General features: G+C 71.0%; 18 protein-coding genes. 12 read left to right on the top strand and 6 right to left on the bottom strand.

Features of this window, described 5'->3' with window-relative positions; all coding sequences use genetic code 11:
* Positions 1-61: 61 nt before the first annotated feature.
* On the bottom strand, positions 62-1,810 hold the full coding sequence (locus ABFX55_RS29155) for a gamma-glutamyltransferase family protein (protein WP_346125946.1): 1,749 nt from the start codon (positions 1,808-1,810) through the stop codon (positions 62-64).
* Positions 1,811-1,905: 95 nt separating this feature from the next.
* Between ABFX55_RS29155 and ABFX55_RS29160 the strand changes: the two genes are divergently transcribed.
* The 5 genes from ABFX55_RS29160 to ABFX55_RS29180 all read left to right on the top strand — a co-directional run bounded on the left by ABFX55_RS29160 (position 1,906) and on the right by ABFX55_RS29180 (position 6,306).
* On the top strand, positions 1,906-3,006 hold the full coding sequence (locus ABFX55_RS29160; protein ID WP_346125947.1) for a sensor histidine kinase: 1,101 nt from the start codon (positions 1,906-1,908) through the stop codon (positions 3,004-3,006).
* Positions 3,003-3,650, top strand: a complete 648-nt coding sequence (locus tag ABFX55_RS29165) for a response regulator (protein WP_346125948.1) — start codon at positions 3,003-3,005, stop codon at positions 3,648-3,650. Before ABFX55_RS29160 ends, ABFX55_RS29165 begins: the two co-directional genes overlap by 4 nt.
* Positions 3,651-3,762: 112 nt before the next feature.
* Positions 3,763-3,963 (top strand): hypothetical protein, encoded by a 201-nt coding sequence (locus ABFX55_RS29170; protein ID WP_346125949.1) that lies wholly within the window; start codon positions 3,763-3,765, stop codon positions 3,961-3,963.
* A 2-nt stretch (positions 3,964-3,965) separates the two neighbouring features.
* A complete protein-coding gene (locus tag ABFX55_RS29175; RefSeq protein WP_346125950.1) occupies positions 3,966-4,844 on the top strand; it encodes a sulfite exporter TauE/SafE family protein in 879 nt (292 codons plus the stop codon).
* Positions 4,845-4,911: 67 nt separating this feature from the next.
* On the top strand, positions 4,912-6,306 hold the full coding sequence (locus tag ABFX55_RS29180) for a tetratricopeptide repeat protein (RefSeq protein WP_346125951.1): 1,395 nt from the start codon (positions 4,912-4,914) through the stop codon (positions 6,304-6,306).
* A gap of 84 nt (positions 6,307-6,390) precedes the next feature.
* Here the strand turns inward: ABFX55_RS29180 and ald are convergent, their stop codons facing one another.
* Positions 6,391-7,506 (bottom strand): alanine dehydrogenase, encoded by a 1,116-nt coding sequence (gene ald / locus ABFX55_RS29185; RefSeq protein WP_346125952.1) that lies wholly within the window; start codon positions 7,504-7,506, stop codon positions 6,391-6,393.
* 21 nt (positions 7,507-7,527) lie between these two features.
* Positions 7,528-8,910, bottom strand: a complete 1,383-nt coding sequence (locus ABFX55_RS29190; protein WP_346125953.1) for an aspartate aminotransferase family protein — start codon at positions 8,908-8,910, stop codon at positions 7,528-7,530.
* A 220-nt stretch (positions 8,911-9,130) separates the two neighbouring features.
* Here ABFX55_RS29190 and ABFX55_RS29195 point away from each other — a divergent pair, with 220 nt between their 5' ends.
* The gene (locus tag ABFX55_RS29195; protein WP_346125954.1) at positions 9,131-10,486 is read left to right on the top strand and encodes a M20/M25/M40 family metallo-hydrolase; all 1,356 of its coding nucleotides are present in this window, start codon (positions 9,131-9,133) and stop codon (positions 10,484-10,486) included.
* Between the two features lie 227 nt (positions 10,487-10,713).
* Positions 10,714-11,157, top strand: coding sequence for a GNAT family N-acetyltransferase (locus ABFX55_RS29200; RefSeq protein WP_346125955.1), 444 nt, complete (start codon positions 10,714-10,716; stop codon positions 11,155-11,157).
* On the opposite strand, the gene ABFX55_RS29205 is transcribed toward ABFX55_RS29200, so the two are convergent.
* Positions 11,132-11,608, bottom strand: a complete 477-nt coding sequence (locus ABFX55_RS29205; RefSeq protein WP_346125956.1) for a PPOX class F420-dependent oxidoreductase — start codon at positions 11,606-11,608, stop codon at positions 11,132-11,134. The two genes, ABFX55_RS29200 and ABFX55_RS29205, sit on opposite strands and share 26 nt — an antisense overlap.
* Positions 11,609-11,724: 116 nt before the next feature.
* Here ABFX55_RS29205 and ABFX55_RS29210 point away from each other — a divergent pair, with 116 nt between their 5' ends.
* Genes ABFX55_RS29210 through ABFX55_RS29220 form a run of 3 tightly spaced genes read left to right on the top strand, consistent with a single transcriptional unit; the run spans position 11,725 to position 15,231 of the window.
* On the top strand, positions 11,725-12,282 hold the full coding sequence (locus tag ABFX55_RS29210; RefSeq protein WP_346125957.1) for an ATP-binding cassette domain-containing protein: 558 nt from the start codon (positions 11,725-11,727) through the stop codon (positions 12,280-12,282).
* Between the two features lies 1 nt (position 12,283).
* Positions 12,284-14,668 (top strand): YhgE/Pip family protein, encoded by a 2,385-nt coding sequence (locus ABFX55_RS29215; RefSeq protein WP_346125958.1) that lies wholly within the window; start codon positions 12,284-12,286, stop codon positions 14,666-14,668.
* Positions 14,665-15,231 carry a TetR/AcrR family transcriptional regulator gene (locus ABFX55_RS29220; protein WP_346125959.1) on the top strand — a complete coding sequence of 189 codons (567 nt, stop codon included), beginning with the start codon at positions 14,665-14,667 and terminating at the stop codon, positions 15,229-15,231. Before ABFX55_RS29215 ends, ABFX55_RS29220 begins: the two co-directional genes overlap by 4 nt.
* 6 nt (positions 15,232-15,237) lie before the next feature.
* Here the strand turns inward: ABFX55_RS29220 and ABFX55_RS29225 are convergent, their stop codons facing one another.
* Positions 15,238-15,747 carry a cysteine dioxygenase family protein gene (locus ABFX55_RS29225; protein ID WP_346125960.1) on the bottom strand — a complete coding sequence of 170 codons (510 nt, stop codon included), beginning with the start codon at positions 15,745-15,747 and terminating at the stop codon, positions 15,238-15,240.
* Positions 15,748-15,810: 63 nt separating this feature from the next.
* Here ABFX55_RS29225 and ABFX55_RS29230 point away from each other — a divergent pair, with 63 nt between their 5' ends.
* Positions 15,811-16,674, top strand: a complete 864-nt coding sequence (locus ABFX55_RS29230; RefSeq protein ID WP_346125961.1) for a LysR family transcriptional regulator — start codon at positions 15,811-15,813, stop codon at positions 16,672-16,674.
* Positions 16,675-16,717: 43 nt separating this feature from the next.
* On the top strand, positions 16,718-17,356 hold the full coding sequence (locus tag ABFX55_RS29235; RefSeq protein ID WP_346125962.1) for a LysE family translocator: 639 nt from the start codon (positions 16,718-16,720) through the stop codon (positions 17,354-17,356).
* On the opposite strand, the gene ABFX55_RS29240 is transcribed toward ABFX55_RS29235, so the two are convergent.
* On the bottom strand, positions 17,353-18,942 hold the full coding sequence (locus ABFX55_RS29240) for an acyl-CoA synthetase (protein ID WP_346125963.1): 1,590 nt from the start codon (positions 18,940-18,942) through the stop codon (positions 17,353-17,355). The two genes, ABFX55_RS29235 and ABFX55_RS29240, sit on opposite strands and share 4 nt — an antisense overlap.
* Between the last annotated feature and the right edge of the window lie 7 nt (positions 18,943-18,949).

An 18,949-nucleotide genomic window follows, 5' to 3' on the forward strand; every position in this document is an offset into this window, starting at 1 on the left:
CACGACGAGTTACGGACACCCCGCACCCTATGGCGTTGCGTAATTCTCTGACTACTGACAGTTAGTGAGGTCTCACCACCACGGCGCTGCCGCCGCCTCGCCGTACCGGCTCGGCCACGGCCTGGATCTTGCCTCTGCCCACGAACTCCAGCGCGGTGGCGGCGCCGATCTCGGGGTTCGGCGCGAAGACGTGGCCCTTGGCCCTGAGCTCGGCGCCGTGGTTCTCGATGAAGCCGGGCTCGGCCTGGGTCTGCGCGGTGTTGCGCTGCGTCGCCCTCGGGGCGGCGAGCGCCTCGGGAAGCTTCATGCCCAGCTCGTAGCGGTTGATCAGAATCTGCAGCACGGTCGTGATGATCGTGGAGCCGCCCGGCGAGCCCACGGCCAGCACCGGCTTGCCGTGGTCGAGCACGATGGTCGGGGCCATCGAGGAGCGGGGACGCTTGCCCGGAGCGGGCAGGTTCGGGTCGCCTGGGGCGGGGCCGAAGGTGAAGTCGGTCAGCTCGTTGTTGAGCAGCACGCCGCGGCCCGGCACCACGATGCCGTTGCCGCCGGTGGACTCGATCGTCAGGTTGTAGGCCACGACGTTGCCCCAGCGGTCGGCGACGACCAGGTGGGTGGTCTCAGGGCCCTCCTCCGCGGGCGAAGGCGCGCTCTCCGACAGGGGCGGCCCGCAGTCGGTGTAGCTGCCGTCCGGCTCGCCGGGCGGGGCGGGGTGCGCCATCGCGCGCTCGCCCACCAGGCAGGCGCGCTCCTTGGCGAAGCCGTCGCTGAGCAGTTCGGCCATCGGCACGTTGGGGATGTCCCCGACGTACTTGCCCCTGTCGGCGAAGGCCAGGCGCGAGGCCTCCAGGTACTCGTGCATGCCGACGCTCGGCAGGGCCTCGAGGATGTTGAGCGCCTCGCCGACCGTGGAGCCTCCGGAGGAGGGGATCGGCATGCCGTACACCTGCATGCCCTTGTAGTCGACGCGCGTCGGCTCGCGCAGCAGCGCCCTGTAGGCGGTGAGGTCGGAGACCTCCATCAGGCCAGGACGCACGTTGCGCGTCGCGCCCGGCGTGATCGGCGGGTTCTTGACCGTCCTGACGATCTCCTGGCCCAGCCGCCCGCCGTACAGCCACTCGCCTCCGCGCCTGCCCAGCTCGCGGTAGGTGTCGGCGAGCTCGGGGTTCCTGAACACCGAGCCCACGGGCGGCGGCGCGCCGTTCGGCAGGTAGAGCTTGGCGGTGGAGGCGATGTCCTTGAACCTGGCGGCGTTGGCGGCGGTCTGGTCGTGGAAGGTCTGGTCGACCACGAAGCCCTTCTGCGCGACCTCGATCGCGGGCTTCAGCGCCTCACGCAGGCTCGTCGTGCCGAACCGGCGCAGCGCGAGCTCCCACTGCGCGACCGCCCCAGGCACGCCCGCCGACAGGCCGCTCGTCACGGCCTCCTCGAACGGGATGCCCTCGAGCGAGGTCGGCGTCATCGCGGCGGGCGCGGTCTCGCGGCCGTCGATCGAGTGGACCCTCCCGCGCCTGGCGTCGTAGTAGACCATGAAGCCACCACCGGCCAGGCCCGCGGAGTACGGCTCGGTGACGCCCAGCACCGCGCCCGCCGCCACCGCGGCGTCCATGGCGTTGCCGCCCTTGTGGAGCACGGCGAGCGCGGCCTTGCTGGCGTCGAGGTCGACGGTGGCCACGGCGCCGCCGTACCCCTCGGCGACGGGCTGCTTCTGCGGCGTGGGCGGTGGCTTGTGCTCGGCGGCGACGGGTGCGAGGGGTGCGACCACGAGCAGCGGCGTGACGGCGACGAGGGCGAGGATGTGTCGGCGCATGAAAGCAACAATGGACCAGGTACGCCCGGGGTGGTAGGGCCCCCTGCGACATCCGTGGGATGTCGGGGCCGGGGTGGCTCGTCTAGCGTGGACCCGTGCGCAAGACCGCTTATCTCGCCCTCGTGGTCGCGGTGTTCCAGGTGATCGCCTCCCACGGGGCGCACGCCGGGCAGACCGACCGGCTGCGTGTCGATTCTCTCGGCACCGTGCTGCTGCTGGTCGGCCCGGTGGCGATCCTGGCCACGCGGCGCTTCCCGATCACCTCGCTGGCCGCCACGCTGGTGGCGACCTCCGTCTTCATGGCCCTGGGCTACCCCTACGGGCCGGTCTTCCTGAGCCCGGTCATCCTGCTGTTCAAGACCGTCGCCGAGGGTCGCAGGAAGGTGGCGTGGATCGCCTCGGCGATCACGGCGGCGTACTTCCTCGTCTACTCCACGTGGCTGGTGGACCGACCGGCCGCCGGCGCGTGGCACGTCCTCGCCATCGTCGCCGTCATGCTGCTGATCCTGGCGGCGGGAGAGGTGGCGCGTTTCCGGCGCGAGGGGCGCGCCGAGCACGCGAGGGTGGCCGAGGAGGAGTCGCGGCGGCAGGCCAGCGAGGAGCGCCTGACGATGGCGCAGGAGTTGCACGACGTGCTGGCGCACAACATCTCGCTCATCCACGTGCAGGCCTCCACGGCGCTGCACCTCCTCGACGACGACCCCTCGCAGGCCAGGCCCGCGCTCACCACGATCAAGGCGGCCTCCAAGGAGGTGCTGGGCGAGCTGCGCTCGGTGCTGAACGTCCTGCGCGACGGCGCGCCCCGCTCCCCCACCGCCGGCCTCGACCGCGTCGGCGAACTGGTCGAGCGGTCGGGCATGGACGTGTCGCTCAGGCAGGTCGGCTCCAGGCCGCTGCCCTCCCAGGTGGAGCGGGCGGCCTACCGCATCGTGCAGGAGTCGCTCACCAACGCCGCCCGCCACGCGCCGGGCGCCAGGGTGAACGTGCGGCTGGAGTACCTGCCGGCCGAGCTGGTCATCACGGTCGGCGACACAGGGCCCACCACGCCCACCGTCCTGTCCGAGGAGGGCAGCGGCAACGGCATCCCCGGCATGAGGGAGCGGGCCTCGGCGCTGGGCGGCACACTGGTCGCCGGCCCCACCGGGACGGGGTTCCAGGTCGAGGCGAGGCTGCCACTACCGGAGGAGACGGAATGATCAAGGTGCTGCTGGCCGACGACCAGGCGCTGGTGCGGGCGGGCTTCAAGGCGCTGCTCGACGCGCAGCCCGACATGGGCGTGGTCGCTGAGGCCGCCGACGGGGCGCAGGCCGTACGGCTGGCCGCCTCGACCGCCCCCGACGTCGTGCTGATGGACATCCGCATGCCGGGCACCGACGGCCTGACCGCGACCAGGCAGATGCCCGCGGGACCGCGCATCATCATCCTGACCACCTTCGAGCTGGACGAGTACGTCTTCGAGGCGTTGCGCGGCGGCGCCAGCGGGTTCCTGGTCAAGGACACCGAGCCTGCCGAGCTCATCCAGGCGGTGCGGGTGGTGGCCGCCGGTGAGGCGCTGCTGTCGCCCTCGGTGACCAGGCGGCTGATCGCGGAGTACGCCACGAGGGCCAAGGAGCCGATGTCCGCCGACGGCCTCGGACTGCTGACCGAGCGGGAGCGCGAGGTGCTGGCGCTGGTCGGGACCGGCATGACCAACGACGAGATCGCGGCCAAGCTGTTCATGTCGCCCGCCACCGCGAAGACGCACGTCAGCAGGGCGATGATGAAGCTGCACGCCCGCGACCGCGCCCAGCTCGTGGTCATCGCCTACGAGTCGGGACTGGTCAGGCCCGGCTGGCTCTGAGCATCGCCGGGGGCGAGGTAAACCCGCCGGCCGGTGAAAGAACTGTTACTGGCCGCTTTCGGAGCGTGAGATTACCGTGCAGGTAAAGACTACTTCGAGAGTGGGGAATCGAATGCAGTCGATCGCCCGATTCTGCGGCAACTGCAGTTGCGGCTGCCCCGAGCTGTTCGTCGACCCGTCCGCACCCGAAGAACGTCAGGTGGTCATCACCGACGACTTCGGCCAGCGGGTCGAGATGAGCCTCGACCAGTTCGGCTCGATCGTCGAGGCCGCCAAGAACGGCTCGCTGGACAACCTGGCGCTCGTTCACTGAGCGTGGAGCCGGTCGCCCTGTTCGTCAGCGGGACCGCCGCCGGCCTGGTGGCGGGAACCGCTTCGTGTACGGCCGTGCAGGGCGGCCTGCTGTTCGGCCTGCAGGGAACGCCACGGGTGGTGGCGCAGTTCCTCGCCGGCCGCCTTGCCTCCTACGTCACGGCAGGGGCGGTGCTCGGCGCACTGGGCTCGATGGTCAGGCTTCCCCCACCGGTCAGAGCGGGCATGCTGGTCGCGGCGGGGTTCATGGTGATCTTCTTCGCCCTGCGGATGCTCCGCCACCGGCACTGCGAGCCGCAACCACCCGCACGACGGCTGAAGGCGCCCCTTCTGGGCGCGGCCACCATCCTGCTGCCCTGCGGGGTGACGCTGAGCATGGAGATGCTGGCCGTCACGTCGGCGTCGGCGGTCGGCGGAGCGGCCGTGATGGGCGGATTCGTGGTGGGCACCGCCCCGGCGTTCGCCCTCCTGGGGTTCGTCCTCCGGCGGGTTTCCCAGAGCAGGCTGGCCGCTTTCGCCGGGGTCGTGGCGGTGGCGGCGGGTCTGTGGACGATCACGTCGGGCCTCAGCCTGGGCGGCTGGCTGCCGCAGGAGGCGAGCCGTGCGGCGGCCATGGCCAGGACCGGTCCAGGAGGCGTGCAGCTGCTGACGATCTGGGCGACCGAGCGCGGCTACCGGCCCGGCGTCTCGCAGGCCAGGGCCGGGGTCCCTGTCGAAGTCGACTTCCGTGCAAGGGAGGGTGCAGCCTGCGCCACCCACCTCACCATCGACGGCAGAGACGTCGATCTTCCGGCCACTGTCCGCCTCCCCGCGCAGCCTCCCGGTCAGCTGAGGTATGTCTGCGCCATGGGGATGTTCACCGGTTTCATCACCTTCCGCTGAACCGGCCGCCCCGATTACTGCCGCGATTACGTTCCGCAACCGTCTGATCACATGTCACCCTGTCGCAATGACGTGGTGGCAGAACGAGCAGGAAGTGACGGCGCCGGCCGTTCCCGCGCCCCGCTCAGGAGACGAGCCGGAGCTTCTCGTCGCCGCCCAGCACGGCGACGCCCAGGCCGCGCACCGGCTGGGCAAGCTCTACGCCCAGCGCGGCGACCGTTCGGCCGCCAGGCACTGGTGGGAGCGGGCCGCGTCGGGCGGCAACATCGACAGCGCCTACAACCTGGGCGTCTGGCACGAGAAGCACGGCACGCTGGAGGAGGCCGTCCGCTGGTACGAGCTGGCGGCGGGCACCGGCGACGCGGAGGCCGCGGTCAACCTCGCGACCCTGCTCCTGGAGCAGCGCGGCGACATCGAGGCGGCCCGCAGGTGGTTCGAGAGCGCCGCCCACGCGGGGTCCAGGTCGGCCGCCAGGCGGCTGGCGCTGATCTGCGAGGACGCGGGCGAGCTGCCCTTCGCGCGCGAGTGGCACCGCAGGGCCGCCGCCGACGGCGACGTCGCCTCCGCCCACGATCTGGGGTTCCTGTCCTACCAGGTGGGCGAGGAGGAGGAGACGGTCCGCTGCTGGGAGTACGCCGCCCGCGGAGGCCACGCCGAGGCCGCCTACCACCTGGGCCTGCTCCTGCAGGCCACCAGGGATCCCGAGGGGGCCGAGGCCTACTACAGGCTCGCCGCCAAGAGCGAGCATCCGGGCGCGGCCTCCCAGCTCGGCGGCATCGCGCTCTCCCGCAGAGACCTCCGTACGGCCCGCGCCTGGTTCGAGCGGGCCGCCGTCGCGGGGCGCCTCGACGACCAGCGCATGGCGGGCTTCGTCTGTGTCGAGCTGTCCGACTCGCAGGGGGCCAGCCACTGGTTCGGCAGGGCGGCGGCCAGTGGCGACGCCGAGTCCGCGTTCAATTTCGGGCTGCTGCTCATCGCCGAGCTGGGCGACCTCCAGGGCGGCCAGCACTGGTTCAGGCAGGCGGCACTGGCCGGCCACCATCGGGCGGCGATGGAGCTGGGCGGGTTGCTGTCGGCCACGGGCCAGCCCCACGAGGCGGAGAAGTGGCTGGCCGATCCGCCGCCGCCCACCTGGGACCGGCTGGCCGAGCCCGAGCTGTCGGCCAGGGCGGAGCTGGCCGCCGCCGCGACGGGGCGCAGGGGCGGGGTGACGCTGAAGGTGCGCGACCTCACCGAGATCCTCGGCACGTGGGACCTGCTCACCAGGCCGTTGCGCGACCACGCCGACGTGATGGTGTGGCTGGTGGAGCGCAGCGGGCTGCACGCTTCGGCGGTGGAACACCTGGCCTCGGTGCGAACGACGATCCTGCGGCCCGGTACCTCACCGTGGCCGACCCCCTCGGAGGTCGAGCACGTGCTGGCGACGGCGCGCGATCTGCGCCTGCGCCTCGCGGCGCGTTGAACGCGTGACGGCGGCCCGCCGGCGAGCCGCACGAAAGCGAGGAGCGCCCGCCGGTGATCACCGGCGGGCGCTCTCAGGGGACCGTCAGGCGGCCAGGACCGCGGCCACCGGCACGTACGGCAGGTCGAGCGCCTGCGCGACCGGCTCGTTGGTGACCTGACCCGCGTGGGTGTTGAGGCCGAGGGCGAGCGCGGCGTCCGCCTTCAGCGCCTCCTTCCACCCCAGGTTCGCCAGCTTGACCGCGTACGGCAGCGTCGCGTTGGTCAGCGCGTAGGTCGAGGTGTTGGCCACCGACCCCGGCATGTTCGCCACGCAGTAGAAGATCGAGTTGTGCACCTGGTAGGTGGGCTCGGCGTGCGTGGTCGGACGGGAGTCCTCGAAGCAGCCGCCCTGGTCGATGGCGATGTCGACGAGCACGGAGCCCGGCTTCATGCGCGAGACCAGGTCGTTGGAGACCAGCGTCGGGGCCTTGGCGCCCGGGATCAGCACCGCGCCGATGACCAGGTCGGCCTTCAGGACCTCCTGCTCGAGGGCGTAGGAGGTCGAGACGAGGGTCTTGAGGCGGCCCTGGTAGATCGCGTCGATGAAGCGCAGGCGGTCGATGTTGGTGTCGAGGACGGTGACGTCCGCGCCCATGCCGACGGCGATCTGCGCCGCGTTCAGGCCGGAGACGCCGCCGCCGATGACGACGACCTTCGCGGGGGCGACGCCGGGGACGCCGCCGGGCAGCACGCCGCGCCCGCCGTTGAAGCGCATGAGGTTGTAGGCGCCGACCTGCGGAGCCAGGCGGCCCGCGACCTCCGACATGGGGGCCAGCAGCGGCAGCGTGTTGCCGACCTGGACAGTCTCGTAGGCGATGCCGGTGGTGCCCGCCGAGAGGAGCGCGTTCGCGCAGTCCTTGCCCGCGGCCAGGTGCAGGTAGGTGAAGAGCACCAGGTCCTCGCGCATGCGGTGGTACTCCTCGGCGATGGGCTCCTTGACCTTGAGCACCATCTCCGACTCGCCCCACACCGCGTCGGCGGAGTCGAGGATCTTGGCGCCCGCGGCCAGGTACTCCTCGTCCGGGATGTGGGACCCGAGACCGGCGCCCCGCTGGACGTGGACGTCATGGCCGCCTCGAACCAGCTCGTGCACGCCGGCCGGGGTGGCGGCGACGCGGTACTCGTGGTTCTTCACCTCGGCGGGAACGCCGATCTTCATGGGGGTGATCCTTTCGTGGGATTAAAGGAGGTTCAGACCTTCGACCAGGACGTTCCGGATGATCGACTCGATCTCGTCGAACTCCTTCTGCCCTGCGATGAGCGGCGGCGCCAGCTGGATGACCGGGTCGCCACGGTCGTCTGCGCGGCAGTACAGACCGTTGGAGTAGAGCGCGTTGGACAGGTAGCCGCGGATGAGCCGCTCGGACTCCTCGGCGCTGAAGGTCTCCTTCGTCGCCTTGTCCTTGACCAGCTCGATGCCCCAGAAGTAGCCGGAGCCGCGGACGTCGCCGACGATCGGCAGGTCCTTCAGCTTCTCCAGCGTGCTCTTGAAGGCGTCCTCGTTGCGGGTGACGTGGCCGAGCAGGTCCTCGCGCTCGAAGATGTCGAGGTTGGCCAGCGCGACGGCGGCGGAGACGGGGTGGCCACCGAAGGTGTAGCCGTGGGCGAACATCTCCTCGCCGTTCTTGAACGGCTCGAACAGCCTGTCGTGCGCGATCATCGCGCCGAGCGGCGAGTAACCGGAGGTCAGGCCCTTGGCCGAGGTGATGATGTCGGGGGTGTAGTCGAACTTCTGCCCGCCGAACATCGTGCCGAGCCTGCCGTACGCGCAGATGACCTCGTCGGAGACGAGGAGCACGTCGTACTCGTCACAGATCTCGCGCAGCCGCTGGAAGTATCCGGGCGGCGGCGGGAAACAGCCACCGGCGTTCTGCACCGGCTCGACGAAGACGGCCGCGACCGTGTCGGGGCCCTCCATCTCGATGGCGCGGGCGACGCGGTCGGCGGCCCACAGGCCGTACTGCTCGGGCGTCATGCCCTTGACGCCGGTGATCTCGTCGGCGCGGTAGTGGTTGGTGTTCGGCACGCGGATGGAGCCGGGAACGAGCGGCTCGAACATCTGCTTGAAGGCCGGGATGCCGGTGATCGACAGGGCGCCCTGCGGGGTGCCGTGGTAGGCGATCTGGCGGCTGATGACCTTGTGCTTGAGCGGCTTGCCCGTGACCTTGTAGTACTGCTTGGCCAGCTTCCACGCGGTCTCGACCGCCTCGCCTCCACCTGTGGTGAAGAACACGCGGTTCAGGTCGCCTGGAGCCTCCTTGGCCAGCCGGTAGGCGAGCTCGGCGGCCTTGGGGTGGGCGTACGACCACAGCGGGAAGAAGGCCAGCTCCTGCGCCTGCTTGGCGGCCGCCTCGGCCAGCTCCTGACGCCCGTGGCCCACCTGCACCACGAACAGCCCCGCGAGGCCGTCGAGGTAGCGCTTGCCGTGGATGTCGTAGATGTAAGCACCCTCACCTCTGACGATGGTGGGGATCTCGTTGTCCTTGTAGGAGCTGTGCCTCGTGAAGTGCAACCACAGGTTGTCCTGCGCGGCCTTCAGCACATCGTTTTCGGGCTGCGTCATCGCTATCTTCCCTCGTGTCTGAACTCCCCACAGTGTGCATGTTCACATGGGGTGTTGCCAAGCGAAAGCGTGGCAGCACTATGCAAGAAATCCGGGATCCGCAGATCGTCTATGTAATCTCGACGAAATCCGCAGTACACGCCAGCCTCGTTTCCACCCTGCGGAACCTTCTGTGATGCAATGAGGCGTTACTGTCCAGAACGACCCCGGGGGAAGACCCGTGACTCCTGACCAGCTAGAGAGCGCCGTTGCTGCGGGGATGCCCCAGGCGATCGAGGACCTGAAGCGGCTCGCCTCCATTCCCTCCGTGGCCTTCCCCGGCCATCCTGAGGAACCCGTGCTGCGCGCCGCGGCCGTGACGGAGGAGCTCCTGCGCAGCGCGGGTCTGCCGCGCGTGCAGCAGATCCCGGTGGAGGGCAGCTTCCCCGCCGTCTACGCCGAGGCCCCCGCCCCGCCCGGCGCCCCCACCGTGCTCCTGTACGCGCACTACGACGTGCAGCCCGCGGGCGACCCCGCGGCCTGGCGCACCCCTCCCTTCGATCCCACCCTGATCGACGGCAACCTGTACGGCAGGGGCACCGCGGACGACAAGTCGGGCATCATCTCGCACGTCGCCGCGCTCCGCGCCTTCCAGGGCCGTTTCCCCGTGGGCGTCAAGGTGCTCATCGAGGGCCAGGAGGAGTACGCGGGCGAGCGCCTCGAGGCCTTCGTCGAGCGCAACCCCGAACTGATCCGCGCCGACGCGATCATCGTGGCCGACACCGGCAACCCCAAGCTGGGCGACCCCGCCGTCACCACCTCGCTGCGCGGCATGGCCGCCTTCACGATCGAGGTCCGCACCCTGCGCGAGTCCGTGCACAGCGGCTCCTTCGGCGGCGCCGCCCCCGACGCCCTCGCCGCCCTCATGCGCATGCTCACCTCGCTGCACGACGACAACGGCGACATCAGAGTGCCCGGGCTGCCGCGCGGCAGCTTCCTCGGCACCGGCCCCTCCGAGCAGGAGTTCAGGAACACGGCAGGCGTCCTCGACGGCGTCTCGCTCGTCGGCTCTGGCTCCCTCGCCGACCGTCTCTGGTCCTCCTACGCGATCACCGTGACGGGCCTCGACGTCCCCACCGTCTCGGGCGCCATCAACGCCGTCCAGGCGGTGGCCAGGGCCAGGGTGACCGTCAGGATCCCGCCGGCCGGCGACCCCAAGACGACGCTCGACGCCATCCTCGACTTCCTCCGCCAGGTCGCGCCCTGGGGCGTCCAGGTCTCCTTCGGCGACTTCGTCGTGGGCTCGGGCTTCCAGGCCGACTCGGGCGGCCGCGGCCGTTCGGCGCTCAACAGGGCGATGGAGCGCGCCTTCGGCCGCGCGCCCCGCGACGTGGGCGCGGGCGGCTCGATCCCGCTGGTCAACACGCTGCTGAAGCAGTTCCCCCTGGCGGAGATCCTCCTGTTCGGCGCCGAGGACGAGGACGCGGCGATCCACGCTCCGAACGAGCGGGTGAACCTGGAGGAGCTGCGTCGCACAGCCACCACGGAGGCCCTCTTCCTGGCGGAGTACGGCGCCCCCTCGGCCCTGGGGATCTGACCTCGGCGACCGGCACGCCTCACCCCGGTGCCCGCGCCACCGGCATGGGCCTCACCGGGCGCGCGCTTCGCGCGTGGAGAGCCGGGCTCCTCTGAAGGGGAGCCCGGCCCCGCTGTCCCCCGAAGGGTGGCCGGGCTGGTCAGGCAGGGTGACAGGACAAGTGGTCGGGTGGTTTCGGCGAGGAGTGGCCGTGGTGGAGGAGTCCACTTCTCCCTAGGTTGGCGGGCATGATCTCCATCGGCAGCCTGCTCCCCTCAGACCGGCCCGCGTGGGAGGAGCTCTTCCGCGCCTACATCGACTTCTACCAGCGCACCGAGCCCGACGAGATGTACGCGGCGGCCTGGCGGGAGTTCGAGAAGGACGTCAGGATGCACGCGCTCGGAGCCAGGCTGGACGGCAGGCTGGTCGGGATCACCCATTTCCTCTTCCACCCCAGCACCTCGGCCCCCGACAGGGACGTCTGCTACCTGCAGGACCTCTTCACCGCCGAAGAGGCGCGCGGCCGCGGCGTGGCCCGCGCGCTGATCGAGGCCGTGACCGAGGAGGCCGGGCGCAGGGGGTGCGGGCGCGTCTACTGGAACACCCACGAGTCCAACGCCACGGCTCGGCGCCTCTACGACAAGGTGGCCGAGAACAAGGGCTTCGTCAGGTACCAGATCGATCTGCCGTAGCGGGAGGGAAGCCGCCCGTGGCGATGGGACCCCAGGTGTCGATGTGGATGCGGATCAGTGACTTGTCCTGGCGGCGCATCGCCTCGCGGTACTCCTCCCAGTCGGGGTGCTCACCCGCGATGCACCGGTAGTACTCCACCAGCGGCTCCAGCGCCTCGGGCATGTCCAGGACCTCGGCCCTGCCGTCCACCTGGACGTAGGGCCCGTTCCACTCCTCGGACATCACGCAGATCGACACCCGCTCGTCGCGTCGCGCGTTGCGGGACTTGGCGCGCGAGGGGTAGGTGGCGACGACGATCCTGCCCTCGTCGTCCAGTCCGCACGTGACGGGCGACAGCTGAGGGCGGCCTGTCGCGCGGGTGGTGCTCAGCAGGCCGCGGTGCCTGGGACGGAGGAACTCGAGCAGTTCGGGCAGGGGCACCCGCAGGGCGGTGGCGATCGTCGGCGACATGGCTCCAGCCTTCCAGAAGGCCGTCCGTGGTGAGCGTCACCCTGCCCCGGTCGCACGCCGGAGCTCCCCATGCGCTACTTTTTGTACTGACTGGTCAGTGCTAAAGAGGAGTCGTGGTGATCGTCGCGAAGGATCTCTCCGTGGAGGGCGTGTTCGACGAGGTCACGCTCGAGACCGCGGAGAACACGCTCACCGTGGTCGCGGGCGCGACCGGCAGCGGCCGTACCAGCCTGCTGCTCACGCTCTCCGGCCGGATGAAGCCGACGAGGGGCACCCTGGAGGTCGCGGGCCACAGCAGGCCGAGGGCGATCCGCAAGGTCGCCGCGCTGGCGCTGGTGGACGGGGTGACCGACCTCGACAGAGCGCTGACCGTCAAGGAGCACCTGCACGAGCGGCGCCGCAGGGGGCGGCACGCCGAGGCCCTCGAGGGGGCGGGCCTCGACGTGGACCAGCGCACGCTCGTGCGGGAGCTCGACAGGGAGCAGCAGGTACGGCTCGGCGTCGCCCTGGCGCTGCTCGACTCCCCCGCCCTGATCGTCGCCGACAACATCGACGCGGGCCTGCCGCCCGAGCGCCGGCTGGCGCTGTGGGAGCTGCTCGAGGAGCTGCCCACGGCCGTCGTCGCCTCCTGCGTGACCCCTCCCGCCCGCTACGACCACCTCGTGGAGCTCTGAGATGAAGGAGTTGCGCCGGTTCTCGCGGTCGCGGCTGACCAGGGCGGCCATCGCGGCCGTGGTGATGTTGCCCCTGCTGTACGCGGGCCTGTATCTCTGGTCGTTCTGGGACCCTCAGGGGCACCTCGACAGGGTGCCCGTCGCGCTGGTCATGCAGGACCGTCCCGCCACGGCGGACGGCAGGCCGCTGCACGCAGGGCAGGACCTGGCCGAGGAGCTGAGGGAGCGCGAGGTCTTCGACTGGCACGCGGCCACCCCCGAGCAGGCCGCCGACGGCGTGCGCGACGGCAGCTACTACCTGTCGCTGACCATTCCCTCCGACTTCAGCTCGCGGCTGGCCTCACCCTCGAAGGACGGCACGCCCTCCCCCGCCGAGCTCGGCGTGGAGGTGGACACCGGCCGCTCCTACATCATGAGCTCGATCTCCGACGCGGTCTTCAACGAGGTCAGGGCGGCCGCCGCGCAGACAGCCGTACGCGACTACTTCGACCAGGTCTTCGTCTCGATCGGCGACATGCACGACAAGACGACCGAGGCCGCCGACGGCGCGGACGAGCTGCACGACGGCGCCGACAAGATCGACAAGGGCCTCGGCAGGACCGAGGACGCCACCCAGCAGCTGTCGGCCGGCCTCGGGCAGACCAGGAACGGCGCCCAGCAGCTCACGGCCGGCCTCGGCAGCGCGAACACCGCGACGGGCAAGCTCGCCAAGGGCTCGGCCAAGGTCACCGAGGGGCTGGTCACCGCGCAGGACGGTCTCACGAAGCTCGGCACGGGCCTCACCAAGCTGGGCGAGGGGTCGGCGAAGGTCGCGACGGGCGCCAAGCAGGTCTCCGACCAGGTGCACGCCAACTCGGGCAAGGTGAACGCCGCGGCCGACACCGCCATCCCCGTCCTGGAGGAGTGGGGCCCGAAGGTCGGCGAGGCCGCCGACCACCTGGCGGACGGCCTGGACGCGATCGCCGACGGGCTCGGCGCCGAGCCCGGCTCGGACGCGGGGGCCGCCGCGAGGATCGGCGCGAAGCTGGACAGGGTGAGCGGAGCGGCCTCCGAGGCTGCCGACAGCGCGCAGGCCGTCCAGAACCATCTGGACGCCGACCCTGACGCCGACCCCGAGCTGCGCAGGCTGGCGCGCGCGGCGGCCTCCTCCGCCCAGTCGGCGGCCACCTCCGCGCGCTTGGCCGCCGACGAGGCGGGCTCGCTGGGCGGCGACGGGTCAGGCACGAGCTCGCAGACCAGGCAGACCATCGCCGAGCTGCAGCGCGAGGCCAGGCAGCTGGCCGCGAACGCGCGCAAGGTGGCCGAGGCCGCACCCAAGGTGGGGCCGCAGGTGGCGGCGCTGCGCGAGCAGTACAACGCGCTGGACGCGGGCCTGGCCAAGCTGGCCGACGGCGCGGCTCAGGTCGACGCGGGCGTCGCCAAGTCAGGGACGGCCGTCGGCAAGCTGGAGACAGGGGTCGGCAAGCTGGCCGACGGCTCCCAGCAGGTGACCGACGGGCTCGGCAAGCTGGGCGGCGGCCTGGTGAAGCTCACCGACGGCGCGAGCCGGCTGCGCACCGGCGTGGGCAGGCTGAACGACGGCGCCGACCAGTTGCACACCGGCGTCGGCAAGCTGCACGACGGCTCGGGCGAGATCAGCGACGGGTCGAAGGAGCTGGCCGACGGGCTGGCCGACGGCGCCGAGCAGATTCCCGACTACAGCGAGTCCGAGCGCGACGGGCGCACCGACATGATGAGCGACCCGGTACGGCTGGCCACGTCCGTGGACAACGAGGTGCCCAACTACGGCACCGGCTTCGCCCCGTTCTTCGTGCCGCTGGCGCTCTGGGTGGGCGCGATGATCGTCTACATGGTCCTGCGCCCGCTCAACCCGCGCCTCCTTGCCGGTACGGCAGGCGCCCTGCGAGTCGCCTTCTCCGGCTGGTTCCCCGCGATGGCGCTGGGCGCCGCGCAGGTGGGCGTGCTGCTGGCCGTGCTGAAGTTCGCGCTGGGGCTGGAGGCCGCGCACTGGGCGGGCGTGGCCGGGCTGCTGCTGCTGACGGCTGCGGCGTTCATGGCGATCGTCCAGGCGGTCAACGCGCTGCTCGGCGCGCCGGGCAGGGTGGCGGCGCTGGCCCTGCTGATGCTCCAGCTCACCTCGGCCGCCGGCACCTACCCGATCGAGACCTCGCCAGGCTTCTTCCAGACGATCTCGCCGTGGCTGCCGATGAGCTGGGTGGTCTCCGCGCTGCGCAGGCTGATCAGTGGCGGCGACCTCACGGTCGTGTGGCAGGCTTGCGGCGTGCTCACCCTGTTCCTGCTTCTCGGCCTCGCGCTCACCGTGCTCGCGGTGAACAAGGGGCGCACCTGGTCGGTCAAGCGCCTGCACCCGGAGCTGTCGCTGTGAGCAGGGCGGAGACCCGCTCCAAGGTCTTCGCCGCGGCGATCGACCTGATCGCCGAGCAGGGCTACACGGCCACCACCGTCGACGCGATCGCCGAGCGCGCGGGGGTGGCCAAGGGCACCGTCTTCTACAACTTCGGCAGCAAGGAGGCGCTGTTCACCGCGCTGCTCGAGCACAGCATCGAGCGGCTGGCGCAGGCGCTGCGCGAGGCGGCCGTGGGTGACAGCGCGCTGGCCGCGCTCGACGCCACGGTCCTCGGCCAGCTGAGGTTCTTCGAGGAGTACGGCGCCTTCGCCAGGGTGCTGCTGGCCGAGATGTGGCGCACGGCGTGGCAGGAGGCGGTGGCCAAGCTCAGGGCCGAGGCGCTGGGCGTCTACGCGGCCGTGCTGCGCAGGGCCGTGGAGGAGGGCGTCGCGCGGGAGGACCTCGACACCGACACCGCGGCGACGGCGATCTTCGGCATGGTGCTGACCGTCACCATCGAACGGCGTGCGCTCCACCCCGACCGGCCGCTGGAGCACACGCACCGCACGCTGGTGGAACTGCTGCACGGCCGCCTGCGCTGAGCTCGCTCACGCGGGCGAAGGAGCCAGGACGGGCAGGTCGTAGACGCGGCGGACGCTCGTCCCCACGGCGCTGAGGTCGGCGCCGTAGACGTGGAAGGAGATGCCGATCTCGTCGCTGGTGTTGCGGACCTTGTGGATGTCGCCTGGAGGAGCGAACCCCGAGACGTCGCCGGGAGGGTTGTCGGCACGGCCGATCTCGACCAGGTGGTCGCCCATGTCGCGGTAGAGGGTCTCGTGCTCGTTCCCGCTGAGCACGCCGAAGGCGCACCACGCCACATGGTCGTGGATCACCGTCTCGTGGCCGGGCCGCCACACCACGGTCACGATCGAGAAGTCCTTCTCCGCGTGACGCACGGTGGAGACGTAGCCGTCGGGGCTGCCTCGGCGCTCCTCGGGGGTCAGCAGGTCGGGGCCGGGCATGTCCGCTCGCAGGAGGTCGGCGACGGCGAACGCGGTGTGTCTCGGGTCGAGCCGTTCGGCGACGACGGCCCTGATTCCTCGGATCAGCTTGTCCATGACTCCACGCTGCTCCATCGGCACCGATAGGTCCAACAGAAGTTTTTGGGCATATTTATCAACATGCTTGATGTCTCGCGGCTGCGGGTGCTGCTCGCCGTCTCCCGTACCGGCTCGCTCACCGCGGCGGCCAAGGCGCTGCACTACTCGCAGCCGTCGATCAGCCATCACCTGGCCAGGCTGGAGGCCGAGACGGGTGCCAAGCTGATCGAACGCGCGGGGCGCGGCATCCGCCTCACCGAGGCGGGCAAGTTGCTCGCCGACAGGGCCGAGGAGATCGTCGGCCGCGTCGACGCCGCGGCCGAGGAGCTGGCCGCCCATGTCGGCCTGCGCTCGGGCCGGGTACGGCTGGCCGCCTTCCCCTCGGCGCTCAGCACCTTCGTCCCCTCCGCCGCGGTCAGCCTGTCCGCCGGCCACCCCGGCCTGCGGCTCACCCTCACCGAGACCGAGCCGCCCGAGGCGCTCAGGCTGCTGAGGGCGGGCAGGGTGGACGTCGCGGTGATCTTCAGGTACGACGACACGGCCCCCGAGGAGCCGGGTACCGGCATGACGCACCTGCTGGACGACCCGAGCTACCTGGTCTCGCTCGACGGCTCCTCCTCGCTGGCCGCGCACGCGGGCTCGCCGTGGATCGGGGGCTGCGACCGGTGCAGGAGCCATCTGCTCGAACTGTGCGCCGAGGCGGGGTTCGAGCCGTCGATCTCCTTCACCAGCGACGACATCGTGGCCGTGCAGGCGCTGGTGGCGGCGGGGATGGGGGTGACCGTCCTGCCGGGGCTCGCGCTGCGCGCCCACCGGCACCCGGAGGTCACGGTCACTGAGATCCCGGCCTCCACCAGGCACGTCTACGCGGCCACCTACGGCGCCGCTCCCCTGCCTCCGGCCACCGCCGCGCTGCTGCGCGCCCTCGTGGAGTCCATCAGGTGATATCACGTTGTCCTGCGGGGAGACGGCTTCCTACGATGAGGCCATGCCGGACATCGCGACGCTTGCCGTCTTCTGCGCGGCCACCATGGCCCTCCTCCTGGTACCGGGGCCCGCCGTGGTCTTCATCGTCACCAGGAGCGTCGCGCAAGGCCGGGCCACGGGGCTCGTGTCGGTGCTCGGCATCCACACCGGATCCATCGTCCACGTGGCCGCCGCCGCCCTCGGGGTGAGCGCGCTGCTGGCCGCCAGCGCGACGGCCTTCACCGTCGTCAAGTGGCTCGGCGTGGCCTACCTCGTCTGGCTCGGCGTCCGCAAGCTCATGGCGGGGCCTGGCGAGGCCGAGACGGCCGAGCTCGCGACGCACTCGCGCTCGCGGGTGTTCTGGGAGGGGTTCGTGGTCAACGTGCTCAACCCCAAGACCGCGATCTTCTTCCTCGCCTTCCTCCCGCAGTTCGTGCAGCCGTCGGCCGGCCCCGTCGCGCCGCAGATCATCGTGCTCGGCCTGATCTGGATGGCGCTCGGGATCGCCAGCGACGGCGCGTACGCGCTGCTCGCCTCGGCCCTGTCGGGACGGCTTCGCCGCTCCCTGCGCGCCCGCCGCCGCCTCGACATCGGCAGCGGCGTGGTCTACCTCGGCCTCGGTGCCGCCGCCGCGTTCACCGGCGAGCCCGCCAAGGCCTAACCCGCGCTCTGGGCCTCGGCCTGCTCCCTGGCCCAGCGGTAGTCCGCCTTGCCGGCGGGTGAGCGCACCATCTCGTCGACGAAGGCGTAGGTTCTGGGCACCTTGTATCCCGACAGGCTGCTCCTGCAGTGGGTGTCCAGTTCCTCCGGGGTGAGCCGCACGCCCTTGCGGGGCTCGACGACCGCCGCCACCCTGGTGCCCCACCGGTCGTCGGGCACGCCGGTCACCACCGCGTCGAACACGGAGGGATGGCCCTTGAGCACCGCCTCGACCTCCTCGGGGAAGACCTTCTCCCCTCCGGTGTTGATGCACTGCGACCCCCTGCCGAACACGCCGATCGTCCCGTCCTCCTCCACGGTCGCCAGGTCGCCGGTGAGCAGCCAGCGCGTTCCCGCAGCGTCGGTGACGAACGTGCGCGCGGTCTTCTCGGGGTCGTTGTAGTAGCCGAACGCGATCCTGCCGGCCTTGGCCACCGTGCCGAGCACGCCCGGCTTCACCGGCTCCAGCCGTTCGTCCAGGACGGCCAGCCTGGCCGCGGAGTTGGCGTTCGGCTGGTAGCGCAGGCCCTTCTCCGGCGAGGAGCCCGCCACCCCCGAGGCGGTGAAGCCCGACTCCGTCGATCCGAAGTTGTCCAGGATCATCGTGTTGGGCAGCAGCTCCTGCAGGCGGTCCCTGACCGAGCCGGTGAGGATGGCGCCCGTCGAGCTGATCACGAACAGCGATTGGAGGTCGTAGTCGCCCGCGGCGATCTCGTCGGCCAGCGGGCGGGCCATGGCGTCGCCGGTGATGTTCATCGAGACGACCTTCTCCCTCTCGACGGCCCGTAACACCTCGGCGGGGTCGAAGCGGCGGACATAGACCATCGTGGCCCCCATCCACCAGGCGATGAACGTGGCCATCTGCGTCGCTCCGTGCATCAGCGGCGCGACGGCCATCATGATCATCGGATTGGCCTTGACCGCCTCCTCGATGACCTGCTCGGGGCTCTCGCGCGGCTCACCGTAGGGGTTACCGCCGCCGAAGCCCATGAACAGGTCCTCGGAGTGCCACATCACGCCCTTCGGCATGCCGGTGGTGCCGCCTGTGTAGATGATGTAGACGTCCTGCCCCGACCTCCGCTCGAAGCCCCGCGTGCCGGGCTGGTCCTCCAGCGCCTTCTCGTACGGCACCGCGGACCCGATCGCCGGGACGCCTCCCACGGCGACGAGGTGGCGCAGCTCGGGCGCCCGGGGCGCGACGGCCGCGACCCTGTCGTCGAACTCCACGTCGTAGACGAGCGCGACGATGCGGGAGTCGGTGTAGAGGTAGAGCAGCTCGGCCTCGACGTAGCGGTAGTTGACGTTGACGGGCACCGCCCTGAGCTTGAGCGTGGCCAGGATCGCGGCGATGTACTCGATGCCGTTGTAGAGCTGCATGCCGACGTGGTCGCCCGGCCCCACCCCCTGGTCCTGGAGGTGGTGGGCCAGACGGTTGGCGTGGGCGTCGAGCTCGGCGTAGGTGAGCCGCCGCTCCCCGCAGATCACCGCGACGCGGTCCCCGATGGCGTCGGCGAGTCCCTCGAACAGGTCGGCGTGGTTGAACTCCATCGGGGCC

The sequence above is a fragment of the Nonomuraea roseola genome, assembly GCF_039535395.1.
Lineage (GTDB): Bacteria > Actinomycetota > Actinomycetes > Streptosporangiales > Streptosporangiaceae > Nonomuraea > Nonomuraea roseola.

Bases quoted from the DNA above. Each gene is read 5' to 3' on its own strand.
- ABFX55_RS29215 (WP_346125958.1), top strand. From the start codon at position 12,284: ATGAAGGAGTTGCGCCGGTTCTCGCGGTCGCGGCTGACCAGGGCGGCC.
- ABFX55_RS29155 (WP_346125946.1), bottom strand. From the start codon at position 1,810: ATGCGCCGACACATCCTCGCCCTCGTCGCCGTCACGCCGCTGCTCGTG.
- ABFX55_RS29235 (WP_346125962.1), top strand. From the start codon at position 16,718: ATGCCGGACATCGCGACGCTTGCCGTCTTCTGCGCGGCCACCATGGCC.
- ABFX55_RS29190 (WP_346125953.1), bottom strand. From the start codon at position 8,910: ATGACGCAGCCCGAAAACGATGTGCTGAAGGCCGCGCAGGACAACCTG.
- ABFX55_RS29205 (WP_346125956.1), bottom strand. From the start codon at position 11,608: ATGTCGCCGACGATCGCCACCGCCCTGCGGGTGCCCCTGCCCGAACTG.
- ald (WP_346125952.1), bottom strand. From the start codon at position 7,506: ATGAAGATCGGCGTTCCCGCCGAGGTGAAGAACCACGAGTACCGCGTC.
- ABFX55_RS29225 (WP_346125960.1), bottom strand. From the start codon at position 15,747: ATGGACAAGCTGATCCGAGGAATCAGGGCCGTCGTCGCCGAACGGCTC.
- ABFX55_RS29165 (WP_346125948.1), top strand. From the start codon at position 3,003: ATGATCAAGGTGCTGCTGGCCGACGACCAGGCGCTGGTGCGGGCGGGC.
- ABFX55_RS29180 (WP_346125951.1), top strand. From the start codon at position 4,912: ATGACGTGGTGGCAGAACGAGCAGGAAGTGACGGCGCCGGCCGTTCCC.
- ABFX55_RS29240 (WP_346125963.1), bottom strand. From the start codon at position 18,942: ATGGAGTTCAACCACGCCGACCTGTTCGAGGGACTCGCCGACGCCATC.
- ABFX55_RS29200 (WP_346125955.1), top strand. From the start codon at position 10,714: ATGATCTCCATCGGCAGCCTGCTCCCCTCAGACCGGCCCGCGTGGGAG.
- ABFX55_RS29170 (WP_346125949.1), top strand. From the start codon at position 3,763: ATGCAGTCGATCGCCCGATTCTGCGGCAACTGCAGTTGCGGCTGCCCC.
- ABFX55_RS29230 (WP_346125961.1), top strand. From the start codon at position 15,811: ATGCTTGATGTCTCGCGGCTGCGGGTGCTGCTCGCCGTCTCCCGTACC.